Here is a 17,930-nt window from a genome sequence, read left to right on the forward strand (position 1 = left end):
TGGGGCAGGGCAGGCGCGATAAATCAGCCGCGAAAAAAGAAATAGCCTTGCGCTTTCACGCAAGGCTATTCATGGCAGAACGAGAGTTTATGCGTTCGGCTTACTTCGCCGCCGCTTCCTTCACGCGCTTGCCAATGTGCTCCAGTGCTTCGTCCACCTGATCGATCAAAATCAGGCACAGGTCGCCCGGTTGCAGACGCGCCAGTGCCGTATCGATAGCGGCAAACTCGCCGCGAATTTCATCGATATGGCTGGCACGGCGGGCATCCACCAGACCTTCACGCAGCAGCCCCAGCACTTCACCGTCTTCACGGCCGCGCTGGCATTGGTCCTGATAGAGCAGCACGTCGTCGAAGGCGTCGCCCAGAATTTCCGTCTGACGGCGGATGTCTTCGTCGCGACGGTCGCCCGCGCCCGAAATCACCACCGAGCGGCGCTTGGCCGGCATCGTTTCGACAGCCTGCGTGAGCGCAGCAATCGCGTCCGGGTTGTGACCGTAATCGGCAATCACCGTCGCACCCTTGTAGTCGAACACGTTGAAGCGTCCCGGTGCCGTGCCTGCATCGTTCACAAACGTGGCCAACCCAGCGCGCACGATGGCCGGATCGATCGCCAGCGCCCATGCCGCACCAATCGCGGCCATGGCGTTCTCGACTTGGAAGCCAATCGCACCACCGCGCGTGAGCGGAATCGCCGACAACGCGTAGCGCGTTTCTTCGCTGCCTTGCGCCGTCACGATGTCGCCGCCTTCAACGAACACCACACGCTTGCCCTTGGCACGATGCGTGGCGAGCACCGGATGCGATGCGTCCATGGCGAAATACGTCACCTTGCCCGGGCAGGCGTCGGCCATGCGCGCGACCATCGGGTCGGCGGCGTTCAGCACAGCCATGCCGTTCGGCGCGACGTTGCGCACGATCACACTCTTGAGCACGGCCAGATCTTCGACCGTGTTGATGTACGACAGACCAAGGTGGTCGCCCATGCCGATGTTCGTCACCACAGCGACGTCGCAACGGTCATAGGCCAGCCCCTCACGCAGCAAGCCGCCGCGCGCGGTTTCAAATACGGCAGCGTCTACGTCCGGGTGCAGCAGCACGTTACGCGCGCTGCGCGGACCGCTGCAATCGCCCGTGTCGATACGCTGACCGCTCACATAAATACCATCGGTGCCGGTCATGCCGACACGCAGGCCACGCTGGGCGATCAAATGGGCAATCAAACGCACCGTCGTCGTCTTGCCGTTAGTGCCCGACACAGCCACGACCGGAATACGGCCGTCGTCGCCGTCTTCGAACATGGTCGAGACGATGGCTTCACCCACCGCACGGCCCTTGCCGTACGACGGTTGCAAGTGCATACGCAGACCCGGCGCAGCGTTGACTTCAACAATGCCACCGGCCTGATCTTCGAACGGACGGATAACCGTCTCGCACACCGCATCCACACCCGCGATATCCAGACCGACTTGCTGCGCAGCCGCCACAGCGCGCGCGGCGATTTCCGGATGGACGTCGTCGGTCACGTCGGTGGCAGTGCCGCCCGTCGACAGGTTGGCGTTGTTACGCAGCACGATGCGCGCGCCCGCTTCGGGCACGGAGTCGGCGTTCAGGCCTTGCTTGGCGAGCGTCGCGAGCGCGATGTCGTCAAAGCGAATCTTGGTCAGCGACGTCGCATGGCCTTCGCCACGGCGCGGGTCGGCGTTCACCGTTTCGACCAACTGACGCACGGTATGCACGCCGTCGCCGGTCACTTGCGGCGGATCGCGGCGCGCAGCGGCGACCAGCTTGTTGCCGATCACCAGCAGGCGGAAGTCGTGGCCCGGAATGTAGCGCTCGATGATGACGTCGCGGCTGATATCTTGCGCCGCTTCGAATGCCTTCTCGATCTCTTCGCGCGTGCGCAGACGCACGGCGACACCCTTGCCTTGGTTGCCGTCACGCGGCTTGACCACTACCGGGGCGTCGATTTCCTGCACCAGCTTCCACGCGTCTTCGATATCGCGCACGGTGCCGCCCAGCGGTACCGGCACACCGGCAGCGTGCAGCAGCGTCTTGGTCAGGTCTTTGTCTTGCGCAATCGATTCCGCGACGGCCGACGTGCGGTCGGTCTCGGCAGCTTGAATCCGGCGTTGCTTGCTGCCCCAGCCGAATTGCACCATCGAGCCTTCGGTCAGACGGCGATACGGAATGCCGCGCGCAACCGCCGCGTAGACGATCGAACCCGTCGACGGGCCGAGGCGCACATCTTCATCGAGATCGCGCAAGCGGTAGAGGGCATCGGCCAGATCGAACGGGCTGTCTTCGAGCGCGGCGTTGATCAGTTGCTGGGCCAGTTCGAACGCGAGACGCCCGACGGGCTCCTCGGTGTACTGCACCACCACTTGGAACGTACCCGGCTCAATGGTTTGCGTCGTTTGGCTGAACGTCACCGGGCAACCGGCCGCCGCCTGCAAGTGCAGGGCGGTGGTGGCAAGCGCGTCGGCGAGCGACACCGGACGCTCTTCTGCGTCGGGCGTGAGGGCCGTCAGTTCCGGGAAGCGTGCGCGCAGTCGGGCTTCAAAGCCCGCCAGATTGCCGATCGAGTATTCCAGATCGGTACACGTCACGATGGCCTCGATGGCCGTGTGACGGCTCCAGAGGTTCGGCCCGCGCAATGCGCGGATGCGGGAGACTTCCATAAATTGCAATCCCTGTCTGTCCACTTCGCGTCCCTGTATGGCTGGTGGTTTGCGAGAAAAACGACTGTGGCTTGGGTATTCGGTAGCTATCTATATAGAGCAGGCGGCGCTTAATTTCCCCGAGCACCGCCTGTCTTCATTTCATTGCCGTTGTCTGTGACTGGCGATCAGGCTGCCAGCGCGCGGATCGGCTGACCCATCCACAGATGCACAAGGTCGAGCATGGCCGCTGCACCGCCTTCATCGGCTTGCAGCACCAGCACGTCGCCCGGCACCAACTGGGCCAACGCTTCCTCGGCAGCGCTGCGGCGCTCGCCAGCGTCAACGACTTGCACCTTGCGCCCTGCGGCATCGATACCGGCGCGCAGTTGCGCACGCGACTCGGCCGCCTCACGCTTGCGCGCGACGCTCAGGTCGTCGCACAGCACCACGCGATCGAACGTCTGCGCGAGCAGCTTGCCTTCGGCTTGCAGGTCTTCGTCCATGCGGTCGAGGCCCGGGCCGTAGACAGCAATGCGGCGCTCGCCGGGCAACGTGGCCAGTGCAGCCGCCAGTGCGGTCAGCGCCGGGGCATTGTGAGCGTCGTCGACGATGACCGTCGCGCCTTGCTTTTCGAACAAGGTGAAGCGGCCCGGCGCGTCGACCTGACCCACGTCGAACGTGGTCACGCCAGTGCGCAGGATGTCGAGCTTCACGCCCATCGACCACGCGGCAGCCACAGCGGCCAGCACGTTCTCGATCTGGAAGGCGACGCGGCCAGCGTAAGTCAAGGGCATGTCGGCGGTGGCAGCCACGACGGATTCTTCCGCGCCGGTGGCAAGCACCACGCGGCCGTCGCGCACGAACACCACGCGCTTACCGGCGGCGCGATGCGCGACGATGGCGGGCAGTTGCTCGTCCAGACCGAAGAAGATCACGTCGCCGTCGCACAACTCCGCCATTTCGACCACGAGCGGGTCACGGGCGTTGAGCACTGCCACGCCTTCGGGCAGCACCACGTCGATCTGTGTGCGCAGCACGTTGTACATGCGGTCGACGTCTTCAACGAAGTACTGGCCCAGATGGTCCGGACGGTCGATGTTGGTGACGATGCCGACCTGGCAGCGGTCGTAAGCGAGGCCTTCGGAGAGGATGGCGCCGCTGTCGTTCTCGAACACGGCGGCGGTGACGCTGGCGTTCATCAGCACGCGGTGCGCGGCGTCCCAGTTGGCGCGATCGCCGCCTTGGACGAGGCGCTTGTCGAGGAACAAGCCGTCGCTGCATGCGAGGCCCGTGTGTTCGCCGGCCAGTTGCAGCAAGTGCGTGAGCAGGCGAGCGACAACGGTCTTGCCGTTCGTGCCGGTGATGCCGACGACCGGAATACGGCCTGCATCGCCTTGCGGGAACAGGTGATCGACGATGGCACGGCCTACCGGGCGGGCTTCGCCCGACGCAGGCTTCAAATGCATGAGCAGGCCGGGGCCAGCGTTGACTTCGACGATGGCACCGCGTTGGTCGGCCAGCGGGCGGGAAATGTCTTCCGCCACCAGATCGACACCGGCGATGTCCAGCCCGACGATGCGCGCGGCCAGCGACGCATGGGCGGCCACGCTCGGGTGCACACGGTCGGTCACGTCGAACGCGACGTTGCCGTTGCGCTGAATCAGGACGTTCTTGCCTTCGGGCGGCACGGAATCGGCGTCGAAACCCTGACGCTTGAGCTCCAGCCGGGCCGACGAGTCGATACGCACGCGGTTGAGCGGCTGGTCTTCAGCGCTGCCGCGACGCGGGTCACTATTAATTTGCAGCTCGATGAGTTCCGAGACGGTGTGCTTGCCGTCGCCGACCACCGACGCCATTTCGCCCATGGCGGCCGCGACCACACGGCCACCGACCACCAGCAGGCGATGCTCCAGCCCTTGCACGAAGCGCTCGACGATCACGCCGTTGCCTTCTTCGAGGGCGACGTCGAACGCCGTGGTGACTTCTTCTCGCGTGGTGAGATTGATAAACACGCCACGACCATGGTTGCCGTCGTACGGCTTGACCACCACCGGCAGGCCGATGTCTTCGGCGGCTTCCCACGCGTCGTCGGCGCTCTCGACCAGACGGCCTTCCGGCACGGGCACGCCGCACGATTCGAGCAGTTGCTTGGTCAGGTCTTTGTCGCGCGAGATGCTCTCGGCGATGGCGGGGGTGCGGTCCGTCTCGGCGGTCCAGATGCGGCGGGCGGCAGCGCCGTAACCCAGTTGCACCAGATTGCCGTCGGACAGGCGGATATGGGGGATGTCGCGATCGTCAGCGGCGTCGACGATGCAGGCGGTGCTCGGGCCCAAGCAGTGCTTGTCGACCAGACCGCGCAGCATTTCGACGGCAGCTTCCACGTCGTACGGGCGGTTTTCGATCGCGGCCATGACCAGATCGCGGGCAGCGAACAGCGCCGCGCGGGTCACGTCTTCGTGCCACGCACGCACGATGACCTTGTAGACGCCGCTGATCGGGGTTTCACGCGCCTTGCCGAAGCCGCCGGGCATACCGGCGAGGTTCTGCAATTCCAGCGTGACGTGTTCCAGAATGTGGCCGGGCCACGTGCCTTCGCGCAGGCGCTGCAAGAAGCCGCCGCGCTCGCCGATGCTGCAACGGTGCTCGATGAGCGTGGGTAGCCACTCGGACAGCCGCTCAGGAAACCCCGGGATCTTGTTGGACGGGAACTCTTCAAGTTCGCCGATATCGACCCATGCCTCCAGCACAGGCCGATATGTCCACATATTCGGTCCGCGCAGCGACAGGACATCGAAAATCTCAATGTCTTTCTTTTTCATCTAAGGCTAATTCACGCGTCAAGGCTGGATTCGGTGAAGCCGGCAAGGCCGATTTCGGGCGGCACAGCCGGTCGCGCTTGTACAGTTAACTGGTTACTTAACGTGAAATCGGACAATCGGTTGACCGGCGCAACAATATTTCAATGCTGCGGTGTGTCATCGGGGAACTCCCCGCCGCAAAAGGCGTCGCTGTGGTTATACTTGCGGCAAATTTGCGGGCTGACAGGGAAAGCTCGCGTCGATTTCTCTCCGTTTGCCTCGATGTCCGCCCCTTGAGGACACGCTCGCCGCAGCAATGACCGACACCGCCTCCGCCAGTCCCACCGCCGCCTCCGACAGTCGCCCGCCCGCTGCCGCTCCCGCCTCTTTTGCTGCCTCCGCCCGCAGTGCCGCCGCCGAGTCCTGGTACCCGGACGCCGCCGCGCAACTGGCCGACGGCGAGGTCGTGCTGGCGTGGCTGACGATCGATCTCGACGCGCATCTGCACTTCGCGCGGGGCGTGGTGGTGGCGACCGACCGGCGCATCTTGGCCCGCGAGGCCACGGCAGGCGGGGCGTCGGCGCAAGCCGGGGGCTGGCAGTCGTGGGCGTATCGGGCGGATTTGTCGCTCACCCATACCGATCACGCCGGGGTAGGGGCGCTGGAATTGTGCGACGCGCGCAGCAAACTTGCTAGCTGGCGCTACACACTGGGACATAACCCAGCGGCATTGCAGCTGATGGACACGGTGGTGCGCATGCGCGACGCCACCGTCGCAGGCCGCGTGGCGGCTGACGAGGTCGCGGAAGTCGGCACCTGCCCGATTTGTCTGGCCGAATTGCCGCCCAACGTCGACGACTGCCCGCAGTGCAATCCGGAAACGGAAGCCCCACCGTCGACGTGGGCTTTGCTGCGCCTGTGGCGCTTTGCTCGGCCGTACCGTTTTCAGTTGCTCACCGGGTTCCTGCTCACGCTGTGCGCGACCGGCGCCACGTTGATCCCGCCGTATCTGACGATGCCGCTGATGGACAACGTGCTCATTCCGTTCCAGAACGGCAAGCCCATCGATTATCAGCTGGTGGGAATGTATCTCTCGGGCCTGCTCGGCGCAGGCGTCGTGGCGTGGGTGCTGGGCTGGGCGCGCACGTATTTGCTTGCCAAGGTGTCGGAGCGTATTGGTGCCGACTTGCGCACGGAAACGTATTCGCACTTGCTGCGGCTGTCCCTGGAGTACTTCGGCGGTAAGCGGACCGGCGATCTGATGGCGCGCATCGGCTCGGAGAGCGACCGCATCTGTGTCTTCCTGTCGCTGCACTTGCTCGACTTCGCCACCGACGTGCTGATGATCGTGATGACCGCGGTCATTCTCATCTCGATCAACCCTTGGCTGGCTGTCGTCACGCTCGTGCCGCTGCCGTTCATTGCCTGGCTGATTCATCTCGTGCGTGACCGTCTGCGTCACGGCTTCGAGAAGGTCGACCGGATCTGGGCGGAAATTACCAACGTGCTGGCCGATACCATTCCGGGTATTCGTGTCGTGAAGGCTTTTGCGCAAGAAAATCGCGAAGTTGCGCGCTTTAAGGAAGCCAATCGTCACAACCTCGTGGTCAACGACCGCGTGAACCGCGTGTGGTCGCTGTTCTCGCCGACGGTGACGTTCCTGACCGAAGTCGGCCTGCTGGTGGTGTGGATCTTCGGCATCTGGCAAATCTCGAAACACGAGATCACGGTCGGTGTGCTCGCCGCATTCCTCACCTACATCAGCCGTTTCTATACGCGTCTCGATTCGATGAGCCGTATTGTGTCGGTCACGCAGAAGGCTGCCGCAGGCGCCAAGCGTATCTTCGACGTGCTCGATCACGTCTCGAACGTGCCGGAGCCGGTCAACCCGGTGCATCTGAAGGAAGTGAAGGGCGCGATCGACCTGCGCGATATCGGCTTCCGTTACGGCAACCGGTCGGTGATTCGCGGCATGGACTTGCGTATCGCCCCGGGCGAGATGATCGGGCTGGTAGGCCACAGCGGCTCGGGCAAGAGCACGCTGGTGAACCTGATCTGCCGCTTCTACGACGTGGCCGAAGGTTCGATTCAAATCGACGGCGTGGATATTCGCGCGCTGCCGGTCTCGGAATTCCGTCGCAACGTGGGGCTGGTGTTGCAGGAGCCGTTCCTGTTCTTCGGCACCATTGCCGATAACATCGCCTACGGCAAGCCGAACGCGACGCGCGCCGAAGTGGTCGCCGCCGCGCGTGCTGCGCACGCCCATGAATTCATTCTGCGGTTGCCGCACGGTTACGATTCGCTCGTCGGCGAACGCGGACAAGCCCTCTCGGGCGGCGAGCGTCAGCGCATCTCGATTGCGCGCGCACTGCTCATCGACCCGCGCATTCTGATTCTCGACGAGGCCACGTCGTCGGTCGATACGGCGACCGAGAAGGAAATTCAAAAGGCGCTCGACAACCTCGTGCAAGGCCGCACGACGATCGCCATTGCGCACCGCCTCTCGACGCTGCGTAAAGCCGACCGGCTGGTGGTGCTCGATCGCGGCAAGATCGTCGAAGTGGGCAACCACGATGAACTGATCGCGCGCGAAGGGGCTTATTACAAGCTGTATCAGGCTCAGCAGCGCAACGTCGATACGGACATCGACGAAACGCTCGACACTGCCGAGGCCGCCGCGACAATCGCCGCGGTGACTGCCGCCCCTGCACAGCCGCTCTCGGCCAACTGATCGACGCGAGGATATTCATGCAAATCGATTTCACGCTCTCGCGTAACGCCTTTGGCCGGTTGGTGCTGACCGATAGCGCCGGTATTGCCCACGAAGGTGTGGTGCCCGTGCGCGCCTTTCCGATTGCCGCCCCCGATGACGGGCTGGCGCTGGTGAGTACGGAAGGGCGCGAGCTCGCATGGCTCGACTCGCTCGACGTGCTGCCCGTGAGCATGCAGACGCTCGTGCGCGAGGAGCTTGCCGCGCGCGAGTTCATGCCGGAAGTACAACGCATTAAAGGCGTGTCGACGTTTGCCACGCCGAGCACTTGGACGGTGCAGACGAATCGTGGTGAGGCGTCGTTCGTGCTACGCGGCGAAGAAGATATTCGTCGTCTCGGCGGCCAGACGCTGCTCATTACCGACAGCCACGGCATTCACTTCCTCATTCGAGACTCGAGCAGTCTCGACAAACCGAGCCGCAAGATCCTCGACCGATTCCTTTGATTTGTAAAGTCGGTCGCGTCGCCCATCGGGTCACTGGTAAAATCGCTCCTTTTGCTTTTTGCGGTGATGCCGATGTGGTTCAAGAATCTTCAGTTGCACCGAATTCCTGCCGGTTGGTCCATGAGCGTCGCGCAAATGGAAGACGCGCTCGAGAAGCACGCGTTCCGCGAGGGCGGCAGCCTCGAAATGCAAGTGCAGGGCTGGGCCGCGCCGCGTGAAGGCGGCGAGCTCGTTCACAGCATCAACCGTCAATTTCTGCTGGCCTATCGCGCCGAGAAGAAGCTGCTGCCGTCGACCGTCGTCAATCAGGTGACGCGCGCCAAGGCGGCCGAGCTTGAAGAGCAGCAAGGCTTCAAGCCGGGCCGTAAGCAGATGAAGGAACTCAAGGAGCAGGTCACCGACGAACTGCTGCCGCGCGCTTTCGGCATTCGCCGCGACACGCGCGTGTGGATCGATCCGGTGAATCGCTGGCTGGTGATCGACGCTGCTTCGCCGACGAAGGCCGACGAAGTGCGCAGCCTGCTGCTCAAGACGCTCGACATCACGCTCGAGAACGTCGAACTCAACGAGGCACCGGTTGCTGTCATGACGTCGTGGCTGGCGGGCAACGAGGCGCCGGGTGGCTTCACGGTCGATCAGGACGTGGAACTGCGCTCGAACACCGACGAGAAGGCGGCCGTGCGTTACGTGCGTCACCCGCTCGACGGCGCGGATGTGCGTCAGCACATCGAAGCAGGCAAGCGCTGCACCAAGCTCGCGATGACGTGGAACGACCGCATCTCGTTCGTGCTCACCGACGCCTTTGCGATCAAGCGAGTGACGCCGCTCGACATCATCAAGGATGCCGCTGACCCGACGGCCGAAGGCGAAGCCGAGAAGTTCGACGCCGATGTGGCATTGATGACCGGCGAGCTGGCCAAGCTGCTCGACGATCTGATCGAAGCCGTGGGTGGCGAACGTCAGATGGATAAGGCGGCTTAAGCGGCTTTAGGCGAACGAAACGCCGCGATCCCGATGAGGGTATCGCGGCGTTTTTCATTGGGGCTTCGACACGCCAGCCTGACTGCCGACGCATCAATGCTGATTCGATTCCCGTGCAGGGTCGAGCAGGTAGACGCCTTGCGAGAGCGCTTGCTTCACCTCACGCGTACGCTCATCCACGCTCACTTCCTCTTCACCTGCTTCGATGGCCGCATACGCCTGACGCACGACGTCGGACGGCGCGAGTTTCTCCGCTTCGAAGCCGCGCGTGAGATCGGTATCGATGAAGCCCGCATGCAGCCCGACGACTTGCGTGTTCTGCTCACGCAGTGACAAGCGCAATCCATTCGTGAGCGACCACGCGGCCGCCTTCGAAATCGCATATTCGGGAATGACCGACGAGCTGATCCAGCTCACGATCGACAACACGTTAAGGATCGCACCGCCGCCATTGCGGCCCAACGTCTCGGCGAACGCCTGCGAAGTGGCGAGCACGCCGAAGACGTTCGTCTCCAATGTGTCGCGCAGCAGCGTGTCGGCACCGGGGCGCGTCAGGCCTTCGGTCACTCTCGCAATACCTGCATTGTTGATGAGCAGAGTCACGTCACCTGCCAATCGGGCAGCGGCGGCGACTTCCTCCGGTTCGGTCACATCGAGCCGCACGGGAATCACCCCCGGCAGGGTGACGTTGGCCGGATCGCGCGACCCCGCGTAGACCTTCTTCGCCCCAAGGGCGAGCGCCTGTTTGGCGAATTCCAGTCCAAGGCCCCGGTTGGCACCGGTCACGAATACGACAGCATCTTTGATCTTCATGGCTACGCTCCAGCGTATTGAGTAGGCCGCACCATGCGGCACGGCTTCAGCTATACTTCATGACAATTGTGATCGCCATCGTCATTGGGGTGCATTGTGCCGACGGGTTTTGATTCTTGTCAATGGTGATCGACATTGTCATTTTCGATCGCGATGATAGGGGCGCTGCGTTCGGCGGCGTGCCGAGGGAGCCAAATATGGGAATTTCGAGGGAAAAAGCCGCGGAAAACCGCGAAGCCATCGTGGCCGCCGCCGAGCGGCTGTTTCGCGAGCACGGGGTCGACGCGGTGGGACTGACGGCCCTGATGAAGGAGGCTGGGTTCACGCAAGGCGGCTTTTACAACCACTTCAAGTCGAAAGACGCACTGGTGGCTGCCGTGATGGCGCGTGCGGTGGCAGGGTCGAACGGGGTGCTTGCCGGAGGCGACGCGGCAATGCAAGCGGCGATGTCGCCGGAGGAACGGGCCGAGCGGTACCTGTCCGCCAAGCATCGCGACGATGTGGCGTGCGGCTGTCCGATGGCCGGATTTGCGGGCGATGCACCGCGCGTCGGTGCCGAAGCGCAGGCGTGCTACGCGCAAGGTCTCTCGGAGGTGATCGGCAAACTGACGGCGTCCGGGATCGCGCAAGGGTTAAGCGAGCACGACGCCGCGCAGGCTGCGATGGCGCGCTTTTCGCAAATGGTCGGCACGCTGGTGTTGTCGCGCGCCGTGGCGGCTTCCGATCCGGCACTCTCCGACGCGTTGCTCGCGGCGGGGCGTCAGGCACTCACGGGGTCGAGTCAGGCGTAAGCGCGATCTCACGAGTCATTGCTGCGGCCAGCGCCATGCTGCGCGAAGCCGGTCTCGCAGGAAGTCCACAAAGGCCCGCGTGCGCGGCGCGAGATGACGGCTGTGCGGATACACGGCGTGCAGTGGCGACGCCGGAATCGGTAGCGCGGGCAGCACGCGCACGAGACGTCCGGCGTTGATATCGTCGCCGACATCCCAAATCGATTTCTGCGCGATACCGGCGCCGTGCAGCGCCAGTTCGTGCGCGGTGTCGCCGTCATCGACCACATAGGTGTTCTGCACCTGCACCCGCAGCGTCTCCGATTGCCACACGAAACGCCAGTCGCCGTGCGCCGCATGGCCGAACAGGATGCAGTCGTGTTGCTGAAGATCTCCCACTTCATGCGGCGTACCGCGCCGGGCCAAGTACTCGGGAGACGCGACCAGCACGCGGTAATTCGGTGCCAACTCCTGCGCGACGAGACTGGAGTCGGGCAGGGTGCCCACGCGAATGGCGACGTCGATGCCGTGCGCCACCAGATCGACCCACAGATCGCTCAATTCCAACTGCACTTTGAGATCGGGATGGCGCTCGCGAAACGCCACCAATAGCGCCGCGAGATGCCGACGCCCGAAGGCGCGCGGCGCGCTGATGCGCAGCACGCCGCCGACGGTACCGGCCTGCGTTGTCATCAACCGCTCGGTCTCGGCAATTTCCGCAAGAATTCGCTGGCAACACGCGTGAAAGACTTGCCCTTCTTCAGTCAACGCCTGACGGCGCGTCGTGCGGTTCAGCAGCCGCACGCCAAGCCGCTGTTCTAGCAATCCCAGCCGTTTGCTCACGACAGCCAGCGACATGCCCAACTCGCGCGCGGCGGCCGACATGCTGCCCGTGGCGACGACCCGGTCGAACAGCGTGAGATCCAGCGTTTGATCGATCATCGCGTGCAGATTCTCAATAATTTGAAGAGAGTCATTCAGTTTTTCCGGGGATTATCTTCTTTCGGAATGAGGAAGACAATGCGTCCATGACGTCGAGTGACGGGGCATTACCCGGTACTGACGCCTGCTTCTTGTTCGGTTCTTATTCCTTTCCGGGAGATTCAGCATGTTCAATTTCGAAGGCCAGCGCGTGCTGGTGATTGGCGGCAGTTCAGGCATTGGCCGCGCAGCGGCGCAAGCGTTTGCGAAGGCTGGGGCGGCAGTGACGATTGCCTCGCGCAATCAGGGCAAGCTCGATGAGGCGCTCGCGACCATCGGCACTACCGCTCGTGCGGTCGTGCTCGACACGGGCGACGCGGCTACGGTGGAAAAATTCTTCGCCGATCACGCGCCGTGGCAACACGTGGTGATTTCGGCGGCGCAGACGCCGACCGGTGCCGTGCGTAAGCTCTCGCTCGACGACGCGCACGCTGCATTCGACAGCAAGTTTTGGGGCACGTATCACGTTGCCCGCTTTGCGCGCATCGAAGACGGCGGTTCGCTCACGCTGACGTCCGGTTATCTGAGTGTTCGGCCCAGTACAGCGTCGGTAGTGCAGGGCGCCATTAACGCGGCGATTGAAGCGTTGGGGCGCGGGCTGGCGCTCGAACTCTCGCCGGTGCGCGTGAATACCGTGTCGCCGGGGCTGACGGTGACGCCGCTGTGGAACAAACTGCCGGAAGCGGATCGCGAGGCGATGTACACCAATGCCGCGCAACGTCTGCCTGCACGCCGCGTCGTGGCCGCCGAAGATGTGGCAAATTCGATTTTGTATCTGGCAGGCACGCCCAGCGCGACCGGCTCGACGGTGCTCATTGACGCGGGCGGGGCGATTGCGTAATCGCTTGCTGAGGCTGAAGGATGGGTGCGCATCGCGACGCGCTTAACAGTTGTCCTAACGAAAGAATTTCAGGAGTTTCCGACATGCATATCGACCTGAAGGAAAAAGTGGCGTTGGTGACGGCGTCGACCGCGGGCATTGGTTTTGCGATTGCCCAAGGGCTTGCCGAGGCTGGCGCGACGACGATCGTCAACGGCCGTTCGAAAGCGGGCGTGGATGCCGCCGTTAAGCGACTGCGAGAGGCCGTGCCCGGCGCGCAGGTGCGCGGCGTCGCTGCCGATCTCGCGACGGCACAGGGATGCGACGCGTTGGTTTCCGAGGTACCGGACGTCGACATTCTCGTGAACAACGCGGGGATCTTCGGGCCGCAAGACTTCTTCGAGATTCCGGATGCGGATTGGACGCGCTTTTACGACGTCAACGTGATGTCCGGCGTGCGGCTCTCGCGGGCGTATCTGCCGGGCATGGCCGCGCGCGAGTGGGGGCGGGTGATCTTCATTTCGTCGGAGTCCGCACTGAATATTCCCGAGGACATGATTCACTACGGCATGACGAAAACGGCGCAATTGGCGGTCTCGCGCGGGCTGGCCAAGCGCATGCGCGGCACCGGCGTAACGGTCAACGCGGTGCTGCCGGGGCCGACGCTCTCCGACGGCATGGCCGAGATGCTGCATCAAGCGGGCGTGCCTGCTGACGCCGACATGGCGCAGGCCGCCGCGGCGTTCGTGCAGGAGCATCGCCCTAGTTCAATCATCGGCCGTGCCGCGAGCACGACGGAGGTCGCGAACATGGTGGTGTATGTTGCGTCGCCGCAGGCATCGGCCACGACCGGCGCTGCACTGCGTGTCGATGGCGGTGTGGTCGATTCCCTCTAACTGCACGTTGGACGGGCAATGTCAGTGGCCGGTCAGGCACGCGTCATGCGTGTGCTAACGACCGCGCTGCTGCGCTGCCGCAAGCGATTCGCCGCGATTGGCGAGGTTTTCCGGCGCATGGCGGACGCGGTATACCCGAATCACTTTTAAGTACCCATTGCGATAGAGATTGCCTAGAATCAAATCGTGCCATCCCGCCATTACGAAGTAAGGAGGCCACGATGCTGACAGGGAGCCTGATTGCAATGTTGGTGATAGTGCTGGTCGTCGGAGTTGCCGTCGCCTGGCTGGCGGACCGTAACTGGTGCCGCGAGCATCCGGCTGCGCGTCACACCTGGCGGCGTCATCGCAGGGATATCCGGCATGGTTAATTCACCCGTAAGAACCTCGCGGCGCGCGACACGCCGCTTAGGACTGGAAATATAAAAAGCCCGCCTTTCGGCGGGCTTTCTGTTACTAGACACCTTACTTGCTGGCTGGGCGCTCAGGCGACGGCCTGAAGGACATATTTGCCCTGGACAGTCAGGCGCGGGGACTTCACACCCGGCGCCAACTCTTCCCATTCAATGAGCTTGCTCTCGAGCAGCGAATTGAGGTCCGGGCGGTCGAGCTCCACTTGCTCCGGAGCGTCCTTGACCAGCATCAGGGTGGCAAATTCATGATGACTCAGCATCTTCGTCTCCCGGTTTTGCGGTTCAACAGGGGTCCCACATCAAGGGACTTTAAGGATAGGTCACGAATATGGCACTTGCGCGACAGAATTCGCACTTTCGATGCTGCTATGCAGCATTTCTTATATGGGACTTTCCCACCGCCAGCATAGGCTTTTAGAATGACACTCGTGTGTCATTCAATACGTTAATTGCGGATGCCAAATGCATTGATTTGCTGCGATGCAATAGTGGCCAAAATCACGCGAATCGCGGGGTTCGCCCGCTTATTTTGGGTTTGCTCGGGGCCGAGGGCCTGTAGAATGGCCCAATTTGCCAGCAACACGCTGCCAGCAACGCGCTCATCGACCTGACATGCCGCAAAAGAAAACGCCGTACTTCGAGTTACGCAGCGGTGCTGTAGATACCCTGCATTTCGTAGTTAAGACGCCTCAACTGGATACGCTGCGCACCGAATTGGCGCAACGTTTCGAGGCCACCCCGGAGTTCTTTGCGGGCGACACCGTCGCGATCGACGTGCGCCGCCTGACGGGGGCCGAGCGCGTGGCCGTCCCCGCGTTGGCCGAAATGTTGGCTGAATTCCGGATGAAGCCCATTGGCGTGGTCGCCAATGCCGAACAGACCGATTGGGCCGTCGTCGATGGCCTGCCGCGTCTGGACAGTCACGAGCGCCGTGCGCCGCGTAATGCTCGCGACGACGCGCGCGAAAGCGAAGGTGAAGCATCCGGCGACGCCGCGGCGATCGTCGCGGCTGCGGCGGCCGCAAGCGCAAATGCGAGCGCGCCGGAGCCTTCCGCCATCCCCTCGACCATCATCGATAAGCCCTTGCGTTCAGGCCAACAGGTCTACGCCAAGGGCGATTTGATTTTGCTCGATCTCGTCAGTTACGGGGCCGAGGTGATCGCCGAAGGTAATATTCACATTTACGCGCCGCTACGGGGGCGGGCACTGGCAGGCGTGAAGGGCAAGCTCGACGCGCGCATCTTCTGTACCTGTCTGGAGCCTGAGCTGATTTCCATCGCCGGTATTTACCGTACTGGCGAACATGCGCTGCCGCCCGATGTTCAGGGGCGTTCGGTGCAGGTGCGGCTGGTAGACGACAAACTGATTTTCGAGCCCCTCGGGCTCAAATGATTCGTAGCTAATTTCATCCTCAAGTTTGGGAAGGCATCGACAGATGGCAAAAGTGATTGTGGTGACCTCTGGCAAGGGTGGTGTCGGTAAGACGACAACCAGCGCCAGCTTTTCCGCCGGCCTCGCCTTGCAGGGGCACAAAACGGCAGTCATCGATTTCGACGTCGGTCTGCGCAATCTCGATCTGATCATGGGTTGCGAGCGCCGCGTGGTGTACGACCTGATCAACGTGATTCAGGGCGAAGCAAATCTCAATCAGGCGCTCATCAAGGACAAGTCGACCGAGAACCTGTTCATCCTGCCGGCGTCGCAAACGCGTGACAAAGATGCACTCACGCAAGAAGGCGTCGAGAAGGTCATCAAGGACCTCACCGATATGGGCTTCGAGTACATCGTGTGCGATTCGCCGGCCGGTATCGAGTCGGGCGCCTTGCTCGCCATGCACTTCGCCGATGAGGCGCTCGTGGTGACGAACCCGGAAGTGTCGTCGGTTCGCGATTCGGACCGCATTCTCGGCATCCTGTCGTCGAAGACGAAACGGGCCATCGAAGGCAGCGAGCCGATCAAGGAGCACCTGCTGATTACCCGCTACAACCCGAAACGCGTGAGCGACGGTCAAATGCTCTCGCTCGAAGATATTCAGGAAATTCTGCGTATCAAGCTGATCGGCGTGATTCCGGAGTCGGAATCGGTTCTGCATGCGTCGAACCAGGGTACGCCTGCCATCCATCTGGAAGGCACCGACGTGGCCGACGCGTATCGCGACGTGGTGAGCCGATTCAAGGGCGAAGACAAGCCCATGCGCTTTACCGACTATCAAAAGCCGGGGCTGTTGCAGCGCATTTTCGGCTCGAAGTAAGGAGCGCCCGCCCATGTCCTTCCTGTCTTTCCTCCTGGGGGAGAAGAAAAAGACCGCCTCCGTCGCTAAAGAGCGCCTTCAGATTATTCTGGCGCACGAACGCTCGGGCTCGTCGCCGCCTGCCGATTATTTGCCGGCATTGCAACGCGAGTTGGTCGCTGTCATCTCCAAGTACGTCAAGATCGCTCAAGACGACATCAAGGTCAGTGTCGAGCACCAGGACAACCTGGAAGTGCTCGAAGTGAAGATCGAACTGCCGCAGACCTGATTGCCAAGCGCAGTCGGTAATCGTCGGCCGTAGTCCTTAGAGCGAAAGCCCGCCACCCCATGACAGGGTGGCGGGCTTTCGTCGTTGCTCGCGCCTTTCTCTTCGAAACGTTCAGAACTTGTAATCCGGATTTTTCGGATCGAACGTGGCGTCGCTCCACTGTTCGCGGCGCACTTTCTCGAAGCGCATCTCCTCGGTCTTTTGCCCCGCAGCGTCCCACGCTTCGATGCCGCGCGGCCGCCCGGTCTTCAGGTCGATAAGTACGCGTGACTTGTTCGCATAATGTTGCGGCGGGCCGGAAGGGGCGTCCCATTCCAAGGCCAGCACTCGCACACCATTCACTTCGGAAACCGACATTCTTGCGGGCTTCTCCGACAGGCCAGCGGCACGGAAGCTGCGGCCATCGTGAGCGATTTGCTCGGCGATGAACGCGAAGCCGAGGTCGCGCACGGTGTGGTTCGACTGCGAGCGTGCCAACGTGCCGTCGATGCTGCTCCAGATGGATGTGAAGCCAAGGATGCCGCCAAGATGCCCGTACATCTCATTCGACTTCTTCGTCTCGTCGTAAATGATTTCCTGGCCCGAGTGCGCGCCGTCCGGCAGCCATTTCGCATAGATTTGCAGCGGCTTCTCACGAATTTTCACGAGCATGCGGTCAGGCGTGGTTTGCCATTGATTGTTAATGCGCTCGTGTCGCGTGAGCTCGTACTGGTACTCGGGCAGCGCGGCGGACTCCGCTTTCAGATAGCGCACCAGCGCTTCAGGGTTGAGCGCTTGCATGCGCGCGATGATGGCGTCGTCGCTCATCTTTGCGAGTTCGCCGCTCTTGATGGTTTGCGCGAGCCACTGCGTTTGCTGAGCGACAGGCATGGCGGCGAGTTTGGCTGTGTCGGCGTCGTTGCTCGTTGACGAAGGTGGCGACGTGCTCGCCGGTGCGGCAGTGCTCGTGGCGGACGGCGTGGCATTGCTTTGCGCTTTCGCATCGGGCGCGCCAAGCAGGCCGACGGCAATCGCTAGCGGGGCGAGCATGAAGCCCAGCGCAAGGCTTGCATGGGGCAGTG

At 62.7% G+C, this 17,930-nt stretch carries 15 protein-coding genes; 9 read left to right on the forward strand and 6 right to left on the reverse strand.

The window, feature by feature from the left end:
* Nucleotides 1-100: 100 nt before the first annotated feature.
* Complete coding sequence (gene cphA, locus ACPWR9_RS08900) at nt 101-2,680, reverse strand: cyanophycin synthetase (RefSeq protein ID WP_426297288.1); 2,580 nt, start codon at nt 2,678-2,680, stop codon at nt 101-103.
* 167 nt (nt 2,681-2,847) lie between these two features.
* Nucleotides 2,848-5,481: a cyanophycin synthetase gene (gene cphA, locus ACPWR9_RS08905; RefSeq protein WP_426297287.1), complete on the reverse strand. Its 2,634-nt coding sequence runs from the start codon at nt 5,479-5,481 to the stop codon at nt 2,848-2,850.
* A gap of 295 nt (nt 5,482-5,776) precedes the next feature.
* Here cphA (ACPWR9_RS08905) and ACPWR9_RS08910 point away from each other — a divergent pair, with 295 nt between their 5' ends.
* The 3 genes from ACPWR9_RS08910 (at nt 5,777) to ACPWR9_RS08920 (ending at nt 9,657) form a co-directional block, all read left to right on the forward strand.
* Complete coding sequence (locus ACPWR9_RS08910) at nt 5,777-8,191, forward strand: ABC transporter ATP-binding protein (RefSeq protein WP_426297286.1); 2,415 nt, start codon at nt 5,777-5,779, stop codon at nt 8,189-8,191.
* Between the two features lie 17 nt (nt 8,192-8,208).
* A complete protein-coding gene (locus ACPWR9_RS08915) occupies nt 8,209-8,676 on the forward strand; it encodes a DUF1854 domain-containing protein (RefSeq protein ID WP_426297285.1) in 468 nt (155 codons plus the stop codon).
* A gap of 72 nt (nt 8,677-8,748) precedes the next feature.
* Nucleotides 8,749-9,657: a recombination-associated protein RdgC gene (locus ACPWR9_RS08920; protein ID WP_426297284.1), complete on the forward strand. Its 909-nt coding sequence runs from the start codon at nt 8,749-8,751 to the stop codon at nt 9,655-9,657.
* 93 nt (nt 9,658-9,750) lie between these two features.
* On the opposite strand, the gene ACPWR9_RS08925 is transcribed toward ACPWR9_RS08920, so the two are convergent.
* The gene (locus ACPWR9_RS08925; RefSeq protein WP_426297283.1) at nt 9,751-10,470 is read right to left on the reverse strand and encodes an SDR family oxidoreductase; all 720 of its coding nucleotides are present in this window, start codon (nt 10,468-10,470) and stop codon (nt 9,751-9,753) included.
* A gap of 197 nt (nt 10,471-10,667) precedes the next feature.
* Between ACPWR9_RS08925 and ACPWR9_RS08930 the strand changes: the two genes are divergently transcribed.
* Nucleotides 10,668-11,261: a TetR/AcrR family transcriptional regulator gene (locus ACPWR9_RS08930; protein WP_426297282.1), complete on the forward strand. Its 594-nt coding sequence runs from the start codon at nt 10,668-10,670 to the stop codon at nt 11,259-11,261.
* Nucleotides 11,262-11,276: 15 nt separating this feature from the next.
* Here ACPWR9_RS08930 and ACPWR9_RS08935 read toward each other — a convergent pair whose 3' ends face one another.
* Nucleotides 11,277-12,182, reverse strand: coding sequence for a LysR family transcriptional regulator (locus tag ACPWR9_RS08935; RefSeq protein WP_426297281.1), 906 nt, complete (start codon nt 12,180-12,182; stop codon nt 11,277-11,279).
* Nucleotides 12,183-12,348: 166 nt separating this feature from the next.
* Here ACPWR9_RS08935 and ACPWR9_RS08940 point away from each other — a divergent pair, with 166 nt between their 5' ends.
* Nucleotides 12,349-13,062, forward strand: coding sequence for an SDR family oxidoreductase (locus ACPWR9_RS08940; protein ID WP_426297280.1), 714 nt, complete (start codon nt 12,349-12,351; stop codon nt 13,060-13,062).
* A gap of 83 nt (nt 13,063-13,145) precedes the next feature.
* On the forward strand, nt 13,146-13,937 hold the full coding sequence (locus tag ACPWR9_RS08945) for an SDR family NAD(P)-dependent oxidoreductase (protein WP_426297279.1): 792 nt from the start codon (nt 13,146-13,148) through the stop codon (nt 13,935-13,937).
* A gap of 484 nt (nt 13,938-14,421) precedes the next feature.
* Here ACPWR9_RS08945 and ACPWR9_RS08950 read toward each other — a convergent pair whose 3' ends face one another.
* Nucleotides 14,422-14,610, reverse strand: a complete 189-nt coding sequence (locus ACPWR9_RS08950; RefSeq protein WP_150677754.1) for a hypothetical protein — start codon at nt 14,608-14,610, stop codon at nt 14,422-14,424.
* Nucleotides 14,611-14,962: 352 nt separating this feature from the next.
* Here ACPWR9_RS08950 and minC point away from each other — a divergent pair, with 352 nt between their 5' ends.
* Genes minC through minE form a run of 3 tightly spaced genes read left to right on the forward strand, consistent with a single transcriptional unit; the run spans nt 14,963 to nt 16,869 of the window.
* Nucleotides 14,963-15,742, forward strand: a complete 780-nt coding sequence (minC, locus tag ACPWR9_RS08955) for a septum site-determining protein MinC (protein WP_426297278.1) — start codon at nt 14,963-14,965, stop codon at nt 15,740-15,742.
* A 43-nt stretch (nt 15,743-15,785) separates the two neighbouring features.
* A complete protein-coding gene (minD, locus tag ACPWR9_RS08960) occupies nt 15,786-16,601 on the forward strand; it encodes a septum site-determining protein MinD (RefSeq protein ID WP_150677756.1) in 816 nt (271 codons plus the stop codon).
* A 13-nt stretch (nt 16,602-16,614) separates the two neighbouring features.
* Entirely contained in the window at nt 16,615-16,869 is a 255-nt protein-coding gene (gene minE / locus ACPWR9_RS08965; protein ID WP_058378334.1) for a cell division topological specificity factor MinE, read from the forward strand.
* 111 nt (nt 16,870-16,980) lie between these two features.
* Here minE and ACPWR9_RS08970 read toward each other — a convergent pair whose 3' ends face one another.
* Nucleotides 16,981-17,898 carry a DUF1571 domain-containing protein gene (locus tag ACPWR9_RS08970; RefSeq protein WP_426297997.1) on the reverse strand — a complete coding sequence of 306 codons (918 nt, stop codon included), beginning with the start codon at nt 17,896-17,898 and terminating at the stop codon, nt 16,981-16,983.
* Nucleotides 17,899-17,930: the final 32 nt, after the last annotated feature.

It is taken from the genome of Pandoraea pneumonica (genome assembly GCF_049918595.1).
GTDB classification, from domain to species: Bacteria; Pseudomonadota; Gammaproteobacteria; order Burkholderiales; family Burkholderiaceae; genus Pandoraea; species Pandoraea pneumonica_A.

Bases quoted from the DNA above. Each gene is read 5' to 3' on its own strand.
- ACPWR9_RS08945 (WP_426297279.1), top strand. From the start codon at position 13,146: ATGCATATCGACCTGAAGGAAAAAGTGGCGTTGGTGACGGCGTCGACC.
- ACPWR9_RS08950 (WP_150677754.1), bottom strand. From the start codon at position 14,610: ATGCTGAGTCATCATGAATTTGCCACCCTGATGCTGGTCAAGGACGCT.
- minE (WP_058378334.1), top strand. From the start codon at position 16,615: ATGTCCTTCCTGTCTTTCCTCCTGGGGGAGAAGAAAAAGACCGCCTCC.
- cphA (WP_426297288.1), bottom strand. From the start codon at position 2,680: ATGGAAGTCTCCCGCATCCGCGCATTGCGCGGGCCGAACCTCTGGAGC.
- ACPWR9_RS08920 (WP_426297284.1), top strand. From the start codon at position 8,749: ATGTGGTTCAAGAATCTTCAGTTGCACCGAATTCCTGCCGGTTGGTCC.
- cphA (WP_426297287.1), bottom strand. From the start codon at position 5,481: ATGAAAAAGAAAGACATTGAGATTTTCGATGTCCTGTCGCTGCGCGGA.
- ACPWR9_RS08925 (WP_426297283.1), bottom strand. From the start codon at position 10,470: ATGAAGATCAAAGATGCTGTCGTATTCGTGACCGGTGCCAACCGGGGC.
- minD (WP_150677756.1), top strand. From the start codon at position 15,786: ATGGCAAAAGTGATTGTGGTGACCTCTGGCAAGGGTGGTGTCGGTAAG.
- ACPWR9_RS08930 (WP_426297282.1), top strand. From the start codon at position 10,668: ATGGGAATTTCGAGGGAAAAAGCCGCGGAAAACCGCGAAGCCATCGTG.
- ACPWR9_RS08970 (WP_426297997.1), bottom strand. From the start codon at position 17,898: ATGCTCGCCCCGCTAGCGATTGCCGTCGGCCTGCTTGGCGCGCCCGAT.
- ACPWR9_RS08935 (WP_426297281.1), bottom strand. From the start codon at position 12,182: ATGATCGATCAAACGCTGGATCTCACGCTGTTCGACCGGGTCGTCGCC.
- ACPWR9_RS08915 (WP_426297285.1), top strand. From the start codon at position 8,209: ATGCAAATCGATTTCACGCTCTCGCGTAACGCCTTTGGCCGGTTGGTG.
- ACPWR9_RS08940 (WP_426297280.1), top strand. From the start codon at position 12,349: ATGTTCAATTTCGAAGGCCAGCGCGTGCTGGTGATTGGCGGCAGTTCA.
- minC (WP_426297278.1), top strand. From the start codon at position 14,963: ATGCCGCAAAAGAAAACGCCGTACTTCGAGTTACGCAGCGGTGCTGTA.
- ACPWR9_RS08910 (WP_426297286.1), top strand. From the start codon at position 5,777: ATGACCGACACCGCCTCCGCCAGTCCCACCGCCGCCTCCGACAGTCGC.